Source organism: Butyricimonas synergistica DSM 23225, from assembly GCF_000379665.1.
Lineage (GTDB): Bacteria > Bacteroidota > Bacteroidia > Bacteroidales > Marinifilaceae > Butyricimonas > Butyricimonas synergistica.
In genome coordinates, this window is sequence record NZ_KB903359.1 from 1756562 (window position 1) to 1771292 (window position 14731).

The 14731-nt window shown below is 43.9% G+C and carries 11 protein-coding genes and 1 pseudogene; 1 reads left to right on the top strand and 11 read right to left on the bottom strand.

Going from position 1 to position 14731, the window contains the following annotated elements; all coding sequences use genetic code 11:
* Nucleotides 1–56: 56 nt before the first annotated feature.
* Together A3CY_RS0107670 and A3CY_RS21945 are read right to left on the bottom strand one after the other, a co-directional pair.
* Nucleotides 57–1160 (bottom strand): FecR family protein, encoded by a 1104-nt coding sequence (locus A3CY_RS0107670; RefSeq protein WP_018337330.1) that lies wholly within the window; start codon nucleotides 1158–1160, stop codon nucleotides 57–59.
* A gap of 64 nt (nucleotides 1161–1224) precedes the next feature.
* Nucleotides 1225–2301: a thioredoxin domain-containing protein gene (locus A3CY_RS21945; RefSeq protein WP_081619439.1), complete on the bottom strand. Its 1077-nt coding sequence runs from the start codon at nucleotides 2299–2301 to the stop codon at nucleotides 1225–1227.
* A gap of 156 nt (nucleotides 2302–2457) precedes the next feature.
* Between A3CY_RS21945 and A3CY_RS20510 the strand changes: the two genes are divergently transcribed.
* Nucleotides 2458–3009 carry an RNA polymerase sigma-70 factor gene (locus A3CY_RS20510; RefSeq protein ID WP_018337332.1) on the top strand — a complete coding sequence of 184 codons (552 nt, stop codon included), beginning with the start codon at nucleotides 2458–2460 and terminating at the stop codon, nucleotides 3007–3009.
* A gap of 14 nt (nucleotides 3010–3023) precedes the next feature.
* Here A3CY_RS20510 and A3CY_RS0107685 read toward each other — a convergent pair whose 3' ends face one another.
* The 9 genes and pseudogenes from A3CY_RS0107685 to A3CY_RS0107750 all read right to left on the bottom strand — a co-directional run bounded on the left by A3CY_RS0107685 (nucleotide 3024) and on the right by A3CY_RS0107750 (nucleotide 14642).
* Entirely contained in the window at nucleotides 3024–3764 is a 741-nt protein-coding gene (locus A3CY_RS0107685; RefSeq protein WP_018337333.1) for a DUF169 domain-containing protein, read from the bottom strand.
* A 271-nt stretch (nucleotides 3765–4035) separates the two neighbouring features.
* Nucleotides 4036–6072: a M13 family metallopeptidase gene (locus A3CY_RS0107690; protein ID WP_018337334.1), complete on the bottom strand. Its 2037-nt coding sequence runs from the start codon at nucleotides 6070–6072 to the stop codon at nucleotides 4036–4038.
* Nucleotides 6073–6190: 118 nt separating this feature from the next.
* Nucleotides 6191–6511, bottom strand: coding sequence for a 50S ribosome-binding protein YggL (locus A3CY_RS20515; RefSeq protein WP_051082689.1), 321 nt, complete (start codon nucleotides 6509–6511; stop codon nucleotides 6191–6193).
* Nucleotides 6512–6526: 15 nt separating this feature from the next.
* Nucleotides 6527–8617, bottom strand: coding sequence for an alpha-L-fucosidase (locus A3CY_RS20520; protein ID WP_018337336.1), 2091 nt, complete (start codon nucleotides 8615–8617; stop codon nucleotides 6527–6529).
* Nucleotides 8618–8724: 107 nt separating this feature from the next.
* Nucleotides 8725–9189 (bottom strand): annotated as a pseudogene (locus tag A3CY_RS23275) (alpha/beta hydrolase family protein); the annotation flags it as partial.
* Between the two features lie 343 nt (nucleotides 9190–9532).
* Complete coding sequence (locus A3CY_RS23280) at nucleotides 9533–9796, bottom strand: hypothetical protein (RefSeq protein ID WP_026207428.1); 264 nt, start codon at nucleotides 9794–9796, stop codon at nucleotides 9533–9535.
* Nucleotides 9797–10267: 471 nt separating this feature from the next.
* Nucleotides 10268–10750, bottom strand: a complete 483-nt coding sequence (locus tag A3CY_RS0107740; protein ID WP_155828214.1) for a hypothetical protein — start codon at nucleotides 10748–10750, stop codon at nucleotides 10268–10270.
* A gap of 15 nt (nucleotides 10751–10765) precedes the next feature.
* A complete protein-coding gene (locus tag A3CY_RS0107745; RefSeq protein WP_018337342.1) occupies nucleotides 10766–11209 on the bottom strand; it encodes a hypothetical protein in 444 nt (147 codons plus the stop codon).
* 70 nt (nucleotides 11210–11279) lie between these two features.
* A complete protein-coding gene (locus tag A3CY_RS0107750) occupies nucleotides 11280–14642 on the bottom strand; it encodes a golvesin C-terminal-like domain-containing protein (protein ID WP_018337343.1) in 3363 nt (1120 codons plus the stop codon).
* Nucleotides 14643–14731 lie beyond the last annotated feature (89 nt).

Sequence of the window (14731 nt, forward strand, 5' to 3'; positions counted from 1 at the left end):
GATGTGCTTCAAAGCACTTACTTCGGGTCGGACGTCGCTACACGTCCGACACTTTTTTATTTCACGAAAACATTATTTCCCTTTATCGTCATCCGCACACTTCCGGTACGCTCGATCAAACGAAGCACCTCCTCGAAATCCTCGTGGCGCCGCGTATCCACCGAAAAACGCTCCTCTCGCACAGCCTGGTTCTCAAAAAATATATTTACATTATACCAACGGGCCAATTCATGTAATATATCCTCCAAACGTTCATCCTCGAAAAGGAAATACCCGTTCTTCCATGCCACGAAAGGCGTCACGTCCACCTTCTCCACCGACATTCCCCGCCCGTCATTCCTTTTCCGTGCCTGTTCGCCCGGTGTTAACTTAACATCAGTACCTTTGTCATGTATAACCACAGTCCCAGTCACGAGAGTTGTAGCAGAAGGCAAATTTTCGTAAGACCGCACGTTAAACTCCGTTCCCAACACCTCCACCTCGTACATATCTTCCACCTCTACCCTGAAAGGTGCTGTAGAATCCTTTACCACTTGAAAATAAAGCTCTCCGCTCACCCGCACCCGCCGTTCTCCACCGGAAAATACCGTCGGGAAACGCAACTTCGATTCGGAATTCAGCCACACGACAGACCCATCCGGCAACACCACCTGATACTCGCTTCCCCTCGGTGTCCGTACTTCATTATAAACCGCAACCCGCTCCTTCTCCACCGTATCTCGGACCGCGGTCAAAAACACACTAACACTATCTTTCTGCAAATCCACCACATTCCCGTCCGGCAACACGAGCTCTGCATACGGTCTGCCAGGTTTTATTTTCTCTGCCACGGCTACCGGAGTCCCCACCTTCCGCCCCTCCACAAGCATCCAAACACCAAGAATAACCACTCCGAAAAACGAAGCGGCAATTGCCAAACGCCCCCACGACCATCTTCTACGACCGTGTAACTTTCTTTCCAACCCACCCCAACTCTTTTGCCAATCATACTCACCCAAGCGTTCCATCTTCTCCATAATCCTACGCTTATCGACCAATCTGGCAAAAATCTCCTCGTTCCTCCCCTTCACCAACCATTCCTCCAGTGCCATCCGCTCCTCTTCCGTCATCTTCCCTTGGAGATAGCGGAAAATCAACCTTTCTATATTACTTTGTTCCATGATACCTTTACTTTATATCTAGAACGACATTCCCTCTCCCAAGTGTGATTTAAAAAAAGTTAAATTACCGTTTATACTTCTCGATAACCTCCTTCAAATCTTGCATATCTAATTGTTTCATAATTCTTTCTCCGGACTCCACCACTTTCCGAGCCTGAACACCATCCACTTTATCCGACATATAGTCCAACAAAGACAAAACCAAACGCACATAACTCTTTTTTTCGCGAAACGTTGTATCTTCCAACATTAACACTATTTTCTCCGCATCTTTTTTCATACAATCGTTAGCTAACATATAAGCAGATTTTAATCGTTCGTCATCCTGCATTCCCACCATTTCTACTTCTTGACAGATTTTCCCCAACTTTTCCAATCCTTCTTTAGTTCTGAATTCTTCCCAGTACAAACAATCTTTAAGCCTAACGCCATAAATTGAATACAACCAAGAATTAATAGACTCTTGCTCTTTATAATTCTTACGCAAGGAAGAAAGGTTTTCTATCATATATTTAAATCTATCATCTCCATACTTTATTTCACCCAACAAAAAACTAAAATCCTCTCGTAGCCAATCCTTATTCGAGAGTTTTTCTGCCAACTTTGTCATTATCTCCTTGTCTTTTTCTCTAAAACCGGCATGATACAACGCCCAATGATAATCACGCAATTGTTTCTTTTTCATCTTTCCCGCGGCATACAATTTTGTCAAATAATCGAGCGACGTTTCTTTTCTTGCCCCCATCTCCACCCACGCAATAAAATCTTTCAAACTAGAACTTCCCCCGAGAATCCGGTGCTGCTCCGTACCATCGGGACGAATCAAAAGAAAAGTCGGAAAACCCTTAACACCAAACCTTTTTGCCAATTCAACACCCTCACCTACTTCCATATCACACTTCAAGCAAATAAAGCGAGAATTAAAAAAATCTCCGGCCTCCTTTTCCCGAAAGACGGTATTCAACATCACTTTACACGCACCACACCATTGCGTGTAACAATCCATAAACACTAATTTCTTCTCCTCTTTGGATTTTTTCAACGCTTGTTCAAACGTCAAATCTTCAAACTTAACACCTTCTTGAGCTCTCCCCACAAAAACAACCGACATAAAAACGATACAAATTACAATACTTCTCATAATTTCAAATTTAAAAATTCAATTTCAATAACACATCATAAAAACGACATCTCCCCTCCCGGGTGTGATTTAAAAAGTTAAAAAATTTGCATTAAGTCCGGAAAATAATACCTTTGGACTTCAATTGGTGTATAACCTTATTGACACGATTACATTTTGTTTGACAATAACTCCATATCAAAACTTCATGCCGGTGACGAAACGGTATTCAAGAAGATATTCAAACAATTCTATCTTCCCATCAGGTCGTTCGCGTGGCGCTTCGTGAAAGATAACGATATCGCTGAAGACATCGTACAAGACGCTTTCTTACAAGTATGGGAAAGACGCACCTCCTTCAATCTCCTTGCGGAAATAAAAAGTTTTCTATATATCAGTACTCGTAACGCTTGCCTGGACCATCTAAAACACGAGCGCGTAAAACAAAAAAACGCCGCAAACATCTTAACCTTCATGTCACCCGAAACGGAACAAGAAGCCATACTGGAAGAAGAAGTCGATTCATTAATCTACAATGCCATCAGCACCTTACCCCCGCAAGCCCAAAAAATTGTAATTATGACCATGGATGGCGATTCCAACCTAGAAATCGCCCAAAAACTAAATATCACGGTCAATACCGTAAAATCGACAAAATTAAAAGCCTATCGCATACTACGCAAACGCCTACGCAACATACAATGGTTACTCGCGCTCCTACTTGCTTAGGCTCTTATCTTGAATTAGATCCGTTTCTGTATCACTTTCCACGTGCCGGTTATCAGGAAACTTTCCTCCATCTGGTCGATCATCTCCATGAACTTCGTGATCGGCACGGCAAAAGACAACAGATTATCCGGGAGGCACATCCTAGCCGACGGGTCGAACATTCCGATCACGGCACGTTGAGTCCCCTCCAGCTGTTCCCGGTAGGGATAATAAATAATGGAGGTACATCCTGCCCCGAAAGGAGCGATCACGGCTTCTTGCTTGGCACTATCGAAGCCTGCCAGAGTGAAAAGACCGGACAACACGTCCGGGGTCGTAAAAAAGAATACCGCTTCCGGTTCGTCTTGTTCAGTCAGGAGATCCCAACGTTTAAATACCAGACAATCACCCTTTCTCGGCAAATTCGGCAACGTCTTCAACAAAGCATTCACCTGTTCCGGGGTACGTTTATACCGCTCGCAACGAGGCTCATTCTCCCCGTGCGACAAGAAATACTCGAACCCTTCACGCATCCCCTCGCTATAACCCAAATAATACTTTCCCCCGCCACAACCGACCGAATCCGGCAGGAAACAAAGCGATTCACCTCTTCTCACCCGCCCGAGTTGAGCGATAAGGCAAGTATGTCCCACGGCTTTTTTCACGATAGTCGCGTTATTATTCTCTTTCGAGTAATAAAAAGCGACAGGAAGTTCTGCATCATTGAAATATTTTTTCCAAAGTGCAATAAAACGATCTCGTTTAACTATGTCCATGACCCACTATTTTTAGTATCAAACAAATATATAATATTTGTTTGTTAAAAACAAGCCCTGCACGCTAAAATTGACAAAGACAGGCTCTCCGCCCTCTCGAACATACCGGACAATCTTTGGTCCATGGTTTCCCTACCTCATGAACGAATCATAGACGAATCACAAACGTAGCATGAACGCAAACCGACGTTCATGCTACGTTTGTGATTCGAGAATGTATCGTTAGTGTCATAGAGTAACGATAGGGCACACGGAAAGCAAGGCTACTTTACTACCAGATAGAAGCTCTTTGCTCCACGGGCAAATACAAAGGATCGCCTTCTTGCACCCCGAAAGCCTCGTACCAGGTTCCAATATGCGGAAGGGCTCCGTTTACACGCCAGCGTCCCAACGAGTGAGGATCGGATTTCGTTTGCAAGCGAATTTGCTCGTCCCGCACATTACCTGCCCACACGTTTGCGTATGACAGGAAGAAACGTTGTGCCGGGGTAAAGCCGTTCTCGTCATTCCCGAGCGGGTTTTCAGCCATCGCTTTTTGCAAAGCCACGTAAGCCACTTGCAAACCGCCGTGGTCTGCGATATTCTCGCCTAAGGTCAATTCCCCGTTCGCGTTCAGATCGGGTAATACCTTGATATTGTTGAAATAATCGACCAATACTTGGGCACGTTGTTTGAAATTCTCGGCATCAGCAGCCGTCCACCAGTCTTTCAAGTTACCGTCCTTGTCGTATTGGCGACCTTGATCGTCAAACCCGTGAGTCATTTCGTGCCCGATCACCACACCGATAGCCCCGTAATTGCAAGCATCGTCGGCGTTCATGTCGAAGAACGGGTATTGCAAAATCCCGGCTGGGAAGCAGATTTCGTTCGTGGTCGGGTTGTAATACGCATTCACGGTTTGAGGAGTCATCAACCACTCGTCCTTATCCACCGGCTTGCCGGCTTTCGCGATCATCTCGTTATAGTCGAAATGATTGGAACGCACGATATTATTCCAGTAAGAATCATTCATAATTTCCAGGCTGGAATAATCTTTCCACTTGTCGGGATACCCGATCTTCACGTGGAATGCAGCCAATTTCTCCTGTGCTTTTGCTTTTGTTTCCTCGCTCATCCATTCCAACCCTTGGATGCGTTCGCCTAATGCTTTTTGCAGATTAGACACTAATTTCACCATACGTTCTTTGGCAGCAGCGGGGAAATATTTCTCCGTGTACATCTGACCGACAGCCTCTCCCAGCACGCCGTTCACGGAACTTACCGCACGTTTCCAGCGGGGTTGCATCTCTTTTCTTCCGGAAAGTACTTTCCCGTAGAACTCGAAATTCTGGGCTACAAAATCATCACTCAGGTAACTAGAAGCCGTATTAATCACGTTCCATTCCAGGTATGATTTCAACACGTTGAGGTCTTCCTTGTTCAATAAATCGGCAACCGTCTTGAGTTGTCCGATTTGTCCGGCATTCACTTCCTGCAAGTCTTTCAAGCCTGCCAAAGTGAAATAAGTATTCCAGTCAATGCCCGGAACTTCTTTCTGCAATTGGGCTACCGTGATTTTATTGTAGTTCGCGTGCGGGTCGCGCAGTTCAACCATAGACTTTGAACCTTCAGCCAAACGGGTTTCCACTTTCATCACGTCAGCGGCAGCCTTTTGAGCTTCTTCGGCAGTGAAACCTGCCAACTGGAACATCTTTGCCACGTGCTCCTCGAATTTAGCGCGGATTTCTTTCGTGCGGTCATCGTTCTCCACGTAATGATCCCGTTGCCCCAAGCTCAAACCGCCTTGATAAAGTTGGGCAATATTCATGGAACTGTTCATATCATCGGCTCCCACGTACATCCCGAAGAAAGGTCCGAACCCATCCCGGTGCATTTCCGCGATGAACGCCGACAATACTTTCCGGTCGGAAATAGCGGCTATTTTTTCCAACTCTGCCTTGATCGGGGCAACACCCTCGGCATTCAACTTCGCGCTATCCATGGCAATATTGTACAAATCCCCCACTTTTTGGGCTACACTGCCCGGTTGGGATTGCTTCTTTGCCAATTCCTCGATCAAACTTTTAATTTGGGAACGATTGTTCTCTGCCAGCTGGTCGAAAGAACCGAAACGGGAATACTCGTCCGTCAGCGGGTTCGCTTTCATCCAACCGCCGCAAGCGTATTGATAAAAATCAGCTCTCGGGTTTGCAGTCGTGTCAAGGTTCGCCATCTGGATCCCCCCCTTTTGGACGGTTTCCTTTTTGGTATTGCAACTTGTAGCCATCAATGCCAATGCAATAAAAGGTAAATAAATTGTTTTTCTCATATTATCAGTTTTCTAGTCTTCTCTCTCGTTCAAGCACATACCCGGGAACAGGCTTCCCGGGTAGTGGCTGACAAAAGTATAATATTTTAGGAGAAAAAGAAAACCGATCGGGCTATTTTTACCAGCCGTACCAAGCATCCTTCAACTCGCCAACGTTCACGTTATCCAAATGTTGATCATGCTCGCCGAACCATTTCTTCAAAACGTCTCGTTCCTCGGGAGTCACGCTTCCCCGCTCACGGGTGATGAATCCCCCACAAACGTCGGAATTCCATCCGCCGCCCATTTCCAATCCCCGCTCGTGCAACAACACTGCCAATTCCTGCAACCATTCTTCCACGATTTTCAGATCGGTATCCGTTTTAAACTTGGCATCAAACGAGAAGCCGAGTTCTTTAAATTCTCCCTTGTGCAATTTTTTCCGCAATCTCTTTTTCATACGCTCTAGTATTAATTATTCGAGCTCTACCCGTATATCCCGCGATCCCATGTCGCTGTTTTTATTGGCAGGATGTGCCTGTTCCAGCGTGCAATCGTGGATGTTTCCGGGATAAAGCTTTATTGGATTCAAACGAAGTTTATACTCTTCTTGTTTCACGTTCGGGTTCATCAGGTAAGTCACTTCCTTCCCGAAGCGGTTATACAATTGCACGACCAACAAGTTTTTCCCTTTCCGCACGTGCAACTTCACGACCTGGTTGTCACGGGGCACGCCACCCACGAACGAGCGCAATAATACTCGTTCGCCGTTCAGTATCAATTGTGTACCATCGGCAACAGCTATTTCCACAAGAATATCCTGTTCACGGTCGCTCGTGAACTCGTGTAATATTTCCACGGACTCTTTCGCTTCCACCGGAATTTTCACGCTCTCACCCGGCTTTAAATTAGGTTGAAGTTTCCAACCGTCACCGATCGGATCAAAAGTTTTTCTCAGTCCAGTGGCACTACCCGCAAAAGCCCCTCCCTTGCTATTGAACATATACACGTTTCCCCAGTTCAAGGAATTCGGATTCACGTTCAGCGATACGGGATTGCCGCCCGTTAAAGTTATATCATGAACTTGTCCGTCTATCGTGAGGCGAAGCACTTTATCCTGATCTCCTTCAGTATAAACGATAGTCGGGGTTACCGTCATTCCTTTCTTCTCGAAATGCCATGCAAAACCAACCGTGCTACGATAACTGGAATAGTAATCCATACTCGAGTGGGCATACACGGGGATAGCATTAGCCGTTGTCAGCACCTTAGTTCTCAACACCTGATCGGGTATCGCCCGAAATCCATCCTCAAACACAAGTTTTATCACGACAATACCTCGATCCGCTTGCACTGCCTGCGGGATATTCACCGATACGGTCTGCCCGTTTTGTTTCACATTCAAGATTTGTTCATTGACTAACAACACGGCATTTTTCACCTTTCCGATTACGCCTTTCAACTCCACGACCCGGTTTTCCGGCATCTTTTCAACAAACAAATAAAGATTATTTCCTTTACAGGTAATATCACCCCATTCCGGGGCACCGTCAAACGGGTTCGACGTCGTGCAATAAATCGCTTCCCCGTAACTCTTCAACCATTTTCCCATAGCCAAAAGGGCATCCCGTTCGAATTCCACGACAGACCCATCTCCCCGGGGACCAATATTCAACAAATAGTTTCCGCCCCGGCTTACAACCTTAACCAAACTACCTATTTTCTCGTTGATTTTTGCATCCAGATCACCCCGGTTCTGCCAGGAACGATAGCCCCATGTCTCGTCAAAAAAAGAAGCCGCAGTCTGCCAAGGCACTCCGATTTTGTGGTCAGGCATTTTATTATCTCCCATCACGGCAAAGTCGCCCCGGTCATTCCCCAAACGTCCGCTCACCATACATTGCGGTTGCAAACGGGTGACCAAGTTATACAACTCCTTACTCTGCTCCGCAGTTAAAGAACCCATATCAAACCAAATCTCGGATACCGGACCGTAATTCGTCATGATCTCTTCCACCTGCTTCATGCTAAATTCATGATGCTTCGGTGAAATAGCATCCGCATTATGCGGAGTAATCCCGTTTCCCGGGAAATTCCAGTCGATCAAGGAATAATACACCGCAAACTTCACACCCTGCCGCAAACAGGCATCCGACAACTCTTTCATCACGTCCCGCTTGAAGGGGGTGGCATCCACGATATTATACTTCGTGTATTTGGAATGATACATACAAAAACCGTCATGGTGTTTTGACGTGAACACAATGGACTTCATCCCCGCCGCCTTCGCCAAAGCTACCACTTCGTCGGCATTCCATTTCTCAGGGTTGAACCGCTTCGCCACAGCCTCGTACTCCGCTTTCGGGATTCTCCCGAACGACTGAATCTGCTCACTATACCCCGCCCGTACCGACTCTCCTTTCCACACTCCCCCCAGCTCCGAGTACAAACCCCAGTGAATGAACATTGAAAACTTCTGATTTACCCAATCGGGATCGGGCTTCTGCTGCCCGAAAGCAAACTGCACACCCAACAAAATAATAATTAAACATCCGCGCAATAACATAATAAACACATTTACAATTTAACGGTTGTAAATATAGTATTTAATCACGTTCGTCCGGTTATTTTTACAAATATTGTTTCCGCAAATGGTAACCGACAAGGGAAATTTCATTCTATCAAATCATATTTTTGATCTATTCCCCGTTCATCCAAAAGTATTCCTTCTTTCATCCAGCGAGGGAGGGAAGAATCCCTCAAGTAATAATCAAAAAACTGTTTTAGCCGAATCGTCCAATCCCGCCGTGCAGCATCGTTATACAAGAAATGCCTCTCTCCCTTGTAATTAAGCAGCCAAGCCGGTTTATGCAAACGCCTCATCGCCAAAAACAAGTTCAACCCCTCGGAATAAGGTACGGCATCATCCCCATCGCAATGAAATATCAACAAAGGAGTTTGTATTTTATCCGCATAAAAAATAGGAGAATTTTTAACATAGCCCTCGATATCTTCCCAAAACATCTTTCCCATTCTTCCCTGCGTTTCTTCATACATGAACATACGAGGCATTCCACTTCCCTCTCGTATCCCAAAATAAGCAGAAGTCATAGCGGATACGGCAGCCCCCGGACTAGCACCATTTAAATAGATTCGTATGGCAATCAACATTTCAACTCGACCAAATTCACACTTCCCCAATAATAATCCTTTTGTTGCGGATTCGCCTCCGTTACCCATACAGGTTTTACAAAATTCATTTTGCTCCATCACAAATCCCTAAAACCAACATAGCTCTGTTTCGTCATAGTGTATCCTCAACGCAAATACTTTCTCCATTAATCTTTTCAATTTTCGGGAAGGCAACAACTTATATATCCCGCATTCAAGTGTTTCCGTGTTCTTGGTATACAAAAAACAGATCACTGGTGAGATCAAGTAATTTTTCATCACCTTGCCCATCAATCAAACGCAATACCCGTTAATTCTTCCTTCCCCATTCCCCGGTTAAAGAAGAGAAGGGGCTATCTCCTGCCAAATCCACGACCCACATATCGTAACGATCGTACAACACGACTTTATCTCCCCGGTTAAGCCAACCGGCAATACCATACGGGGAAGCAGGCTTCGGACGGTCATATTCCTCATCATACACTGGATGACCGACTTCCGAAAAAATATCAGCCAATTTACCCGTATGGAAAAGTCGGTGCGGATTGCCCACCGACTTTTCCATCTTACTCATATAACAATATTTTCTAGGCAAAAAGACACAATGGTTTATAATATTCCATAAATATCTCTTTGTACACACTTTTTATCAAAACTAATCCTTTACCTGAATCCTCTATCATGATAAACGCATTCACTTCTTCCAGACAAATATACAGGACTTTTTCAAAAAAGCACTCCCCGACTCGGAAAAATATAGAAATCATCCCGTGAAAAAAAACAGAGGAGGCATCCCGATTCTCACGGAATGCCCCTTAAAGAAAGAAAACTCACTCGTTTCGATACTATAATTCAAAACTTTATTTTCATAAATCTACCTTTATCCATTCAATTCTCAATTTCCAACAACAAATTAGCAAATGCAATCCAGCAATAAAAACTGAAACAACATATTATTGTCAATAGACTCTTGAATTTTCATTTTCTTACCCTCATTCAAAAAAAATCACACTAGACGTCATTATTTCTTCTTTTAGACAATTTTTCAAATCACTATTTCCCGAGAAGTAGTATCCTCTAATTGAACTCCATTCTCGTCAAGTACTGCAATTTTATAGGGAAAAGTAGTTGGTTTTCTTCCTCTCGTGGGCACCTTCGTTATCTGATATGTAATGATTTTTTCAGGTTTAACCACGAGAGTGTATTTCCCATTTTTAACCTCTTTCTCGGTTGGCGTGTACAAGTTTTCGAATATAATGTTCGAAATCTCTTGAGTATTCCATTCCACGAGAATTGTAACAGAATCTCCTTTTTGAATAGGCTTGTTTTTATTCGAGAAATCCATAGTCATGTTTGTTTTTCTCGATTCTTCGACAATGGTAACGGAACTTCCTTTTTGAATGGAGTAGTTTTTATCCGAGGATTCGACATTCGTGATTCCCGATTTTTCGAAATAAACGTATACACCCAAGACTATGCAGCAAAACAAAACCATAAATATAACTCTCTTCCATTGAATTAAATTCATAAACTTACCTCATGATTAAACAAATCTCAATAACTCATTTTGTCTTATCGCAAACATTAAATCAGGTAATTCGGGCTGCAAAACATTCAAAGCAGTATTGATGTCTAGTACCATAACATTTACATATACAAATACCGTCCATCCTGCACCATATTCATCCTCTATTTCTACCTCAAATACTATTGTTGTGGTAGTACTTTCATTCCCAAAAATTTCACAAGTCCATTCTCCCGTAGTAATCTGTACAGACACATTTTGGTTGTGACTACCAACTTCCGCAGCTATTATTCTATATCCTTCTTCAGGAACCAATGAAATTTGGCGCCATTGATTCACGAGCATCGTGACAACCGGTTCAACCGCACGTACAGATTGAGCTTGAGTCTTAAAAGTATTTACTACCAACATAGTCATAATAAATAGGCATATTGCCATTGTTGTTCTAAAAATTTTCTTCATAATTTTCCATTTAATTGTTATACATTTAAAAATAAGAAAGCCTCAATGATCTGTTTCATTTAACTTCTTTTCATTTGCCAGCCTTGACCTTCACCCACTTTACGGCATCAGCCACAGTCATTGTCTGAGAAGGAAAGTGAGGTTTATCCTTTTCTTTCTCTTCCTCTTTCGGGGATCTATCATTCAACACGACGAATGATTTCCCTTGTTTCAATTCAAATTGACCTAAAGAAGCCCATTCCCCTTTTTCCCAAGGAAGCATGATTTCCTTGGCTTCCAATCCCTCGCCACTTACCGTATAGTATTGTACCTCGGGAATATAAAACACTATATCGGGGCACATCACGAAAATCTCATAAATTCCATCTTCCGGAATATCAGCCGACCATTCCGCTTGAGATGATCCGTTCTCGGCTCTCTTCTGATAAACACTCCTGTACTCATTCCCGTAGTATTTTCCTGCAAACTCTTTACGCCAGGGTCCCGTCAAGATCATTCCTCCATCATTTCTGCTATATGATTTCTTTTTAAAGAATAAATCAAACCATTTAGCTTTGGGAAGGATTAATCGGAAGCCGGGGTCTTCGTTGTCGACCACGATTTCTCCAAGCTTTGGTTCAAATACCGATGGGGATATATCCTGTATCCGTTCCATCGTGTCCCGGGTTGTTCCGGCTTCCGTGACACGCATTACCGATGGGAGATTACAAGAGATGCCAAGATCCAGTGTAAATGTGTTGGAATACCCTAGTAAATGAACTTCTTTGCATTCACCTGGCTGAAGTAAAAGATAATTGAATTCTCTCGGGTAAAAAGAATAAACAATAAAACCAGGGTGCTTTCCCGCATTCCAAATTTGGAAATGAGCCATCGACCCGCGACCATATCCTAGTTCGACCCGTTCAACTTTTAAATCTTGAACCCGAAAACTAGTTGCGGCTTGCGATCCCCATGTTTGTAATACTTGATTGAAATCAAATCCCAAGCTCGATTGTATCGCATAGCACAACGTGTCAAGGGGAACTTCCCCGCAATGCGTGGTATAAAAAGAGCGCAAAAAATGATAAAACTTCCCTTGTGAAACATAAACTGCCACCTGATCCAACAAAGTCACCATTTTCAAATCCACCATTTTCTGCAAAACGTAAGGCGATACACTCGGATCTTGTGCTGCTTCCTCCAACGTGTGATCCTGTAAATAAAAGTGAGCAGCTAAATCGCTATTATCGGTTATTATTTCTCTTTTAATTCTTGAATAAGATTTTGTGCTATAATCTTTTCCCTTGGCAATGAATTGTTTTAATATCCGGTCAATCGTCCAGTAACGGGAAGAGGTGATTGTCACCGACGGTTCTAAAAAAAGAGGCAGGCAACAATACGGGTATATTATCGCAGAACGACTCGTGTAAGCCTTGGGATTAAGCCTTTCCCAAAACGGATTACTCATATTTTTGGCACTTGTCTGGCTTAAAAAAGGAATCGTTACAAAACGGGCACCCATTATCAGACGTATCGACTCTTCTGCTTGTTTCTCATCTTTCTTCAAAAAGTAAGTATAAGCACTCATATCCATTCCCACTCCCCGCTCACCTAACAACACCATTCCCGGTTGAATATATTCGCTCCGCCCTTTCCAAACCCGAGCATGAGAAACAAACGGGAGTGGAGTCTCCACCAACTGCAAGCGACTCCCTTCCCCCGAGTACCAATCCCGACGTACCATGAAATCTGAAATACTATCTACTTTCCCCGAGTCATAAATAGAAAAAGAGGCAATCTTTCCTAAATTCATTAGAACATCCTTTCCTATTTGCCCTAATAACTCTTTCTCATCAAATTGTTTAACGATAGGTGTTACAAAATCATGTCCTTTAAAATAATACCAATCTACCAGTATATCTTGTAAATTTATCGTCTTGTGCTCGTAATCCCCAGCACAAAGAGAGATGCCTTCCAAGGGGCGAGACGGCAAAAACTGTAAAGTGTCGCCTTGTCGACGACGCTCCCCCTGAGACAACACTACCGGTTGAACGGGAGCCACCACCTGGAGGCGATAAAACGTGTAATCACTACCCGATAAAAACGGGAAGGAAGGATTGACGGGCGGGACGGTCACTGGATACCACATCACTTCCGGCACCAGTATCAAAGAGGCGTCACTCACCAATACATGGCGACGCCCCAGGTGGAAGAAGTTATTACCACGTTTCGTGTCATAATACGCCGCATCCTCTAAGTCCAGATAAGCTATCCGTCCATCCGGCACACCGGAATAACGCATGAACAAATGAACACTATCCCCCGCTGCCAGGAAACGTTCGACCACGACCACCTGGGCGTCACGAGTAAAGGCAAGCGATTTACCCCGCTCTTCCAAACACTCCACCTCTAATCCCGGATTCAAGTACAACACCAAACGAGATACCGGTTTATTGTTTGGGTTACGTAACGTCAATTCACTGGCAGATATGATTCGATCACCGGCTTGACGGAACGTGATACTATGCTGCGACACCCGACAGGACTCTTCTACGTCATGACGAACAAAAGCAGCACGATATTCGGCACGTGCAGATTTTTCCCGCACGAAGCCACTAGCGTAAATACCTCCCAATAATATCCCGATAAACAACAAGATGATACCACTGTAACTAAATCGAATTACTATTCGTCGCTCATTAGGCAATCGCTCCTGCAAACGAATTGTCCAACAGATCAAGCCGATTCCTGCTAATAAATAAGCCAATCGGTGAAGCAAATAATTCCAACCTTCCACGTGTCCGGTCGCCACAGAGAAAACATTTGACAAAGTACTCCCGGAAAAATCAAACAGCCCGTGGAATACACCCGGTAAAATTGCGACCGAACAATAGAGAAACACTAATAATAGTAACATCGACAATGCCCGAGAACGGGTCAACCACGTTATCCATAAGGCAAATCCCGTGAAAAACACCAGCGACGGTATTGTCAACGTCAAGAAATAATACAAATAATACAATGGATTAAAAGGTGCCTGACTACCCCAAATATTCATCCCGCAACACACGAGTAGGGAAAAAAAGCCTACTGAAAGAAGAACAAAAATGATCCCAACCGTCTTGCCGAGAAGATACTCCCCGTTGCTCACCGGACGGGCATGTAACGACGCAATCGTTTCTCCCCGCCGTTCCCGAAAAAATAGGTTAGTCACCAGGAAGATGACAAAAAAAGCCTGTACAATATTGTAAAGATAAGCATTAACTAGCGGAAAAGAAAACGTTTGGTGGTGCATCAACCAACTCCAACTCGATAGGGTCACTTTCCCTTGTATCAGCCATTGCCATAAAGAAATTCCTCCCACGGCAAGTAAAAACAATATCCAAAAGTTAAACGAACGACACACCAACCTGGCTTCGTATGATGCTACCACTTTTACGTTTTTCAAATCCATGATATTATTGTATTTAGTAATTAAAATAAAGCCCAGAAATTATCAGTTATCTTTTTTTATCGCATCACCAATCATTATATTTTTCAACG

Bases quoted from the DNA above. Each gene is read 5' to 3' on its own strand.
- A3CY_RS0107745 (WP_018337342.1), bottom strand. From the start codon at position 11,209: ATGAAGAAAATTTTTAGAACAACAATGGCAATATGCCTATTTATTATG.
- A3CY_RS0107685 (WP_018337333.1), bottom strand. From the start codon at position 3,764: ATGGACATAGTTAAACGAGATCGTTTTATTGCACTTTGGAAAAAATAT.
- A3CY_RS20515 (WP_051082689.1), bottom strand. From the start codon at position 6,511: ATGAAAAAGAGATTGCGGAAAAAATTGCACAAGGGAGAATTTAAAGAA.
- A3CY_RS0107750 (WP_018337343.1), bottom strand. From the start codon at position 14,642: ATGGATTTGAAAAACGTAAAAGTGGTAGCATCATACGAAGCCAGGTTG.
- A3CY_RS0107670 (WP_018337330.1), bottom strand. From the start codon at position 1,160: ATGGAACAAAGTAATATAGAAAGGTTGATTTTCCGCTATCTCCAAGGG.
- A3CY_RS21945 (WP_081619439.1), bottom strand. From the start codon at position 2,301: ATGAGAAGTATTGTAATTTGTATCGTTTTTATGTCGGTTGTTTTTGTG.
- A3CY_RS23280 (WP_026207428.1), bottom strand. From the start codon at position 9,796: ATGAGTAAGATGGAAAAGTCGGTGGGCAATCCGCACCGACTTTTCCAT.
- A3CY_RS0107690 (WP_018337334.1), bottom strand. From the start codon at position 6,072: ATGAGAAAAACAATTTATTTACCTTTTATTGCATTGGCATTGATGGCT.
- A3CY_RS0107740 (WP_155828214.1), bottom strand. From the start codon at position 10,750: ATGAATTTAATTCAATGGAAGAGAGTTATATTTATGGTTTTGTTTTGC.
- A3CY_RS20520 (WP_018337336.1), bottom strand. From the start codon at position 8,617: ATGTTATTGCGCGGATGTTTAATTATTATTTTGTTGGGTGTGCAGTTT.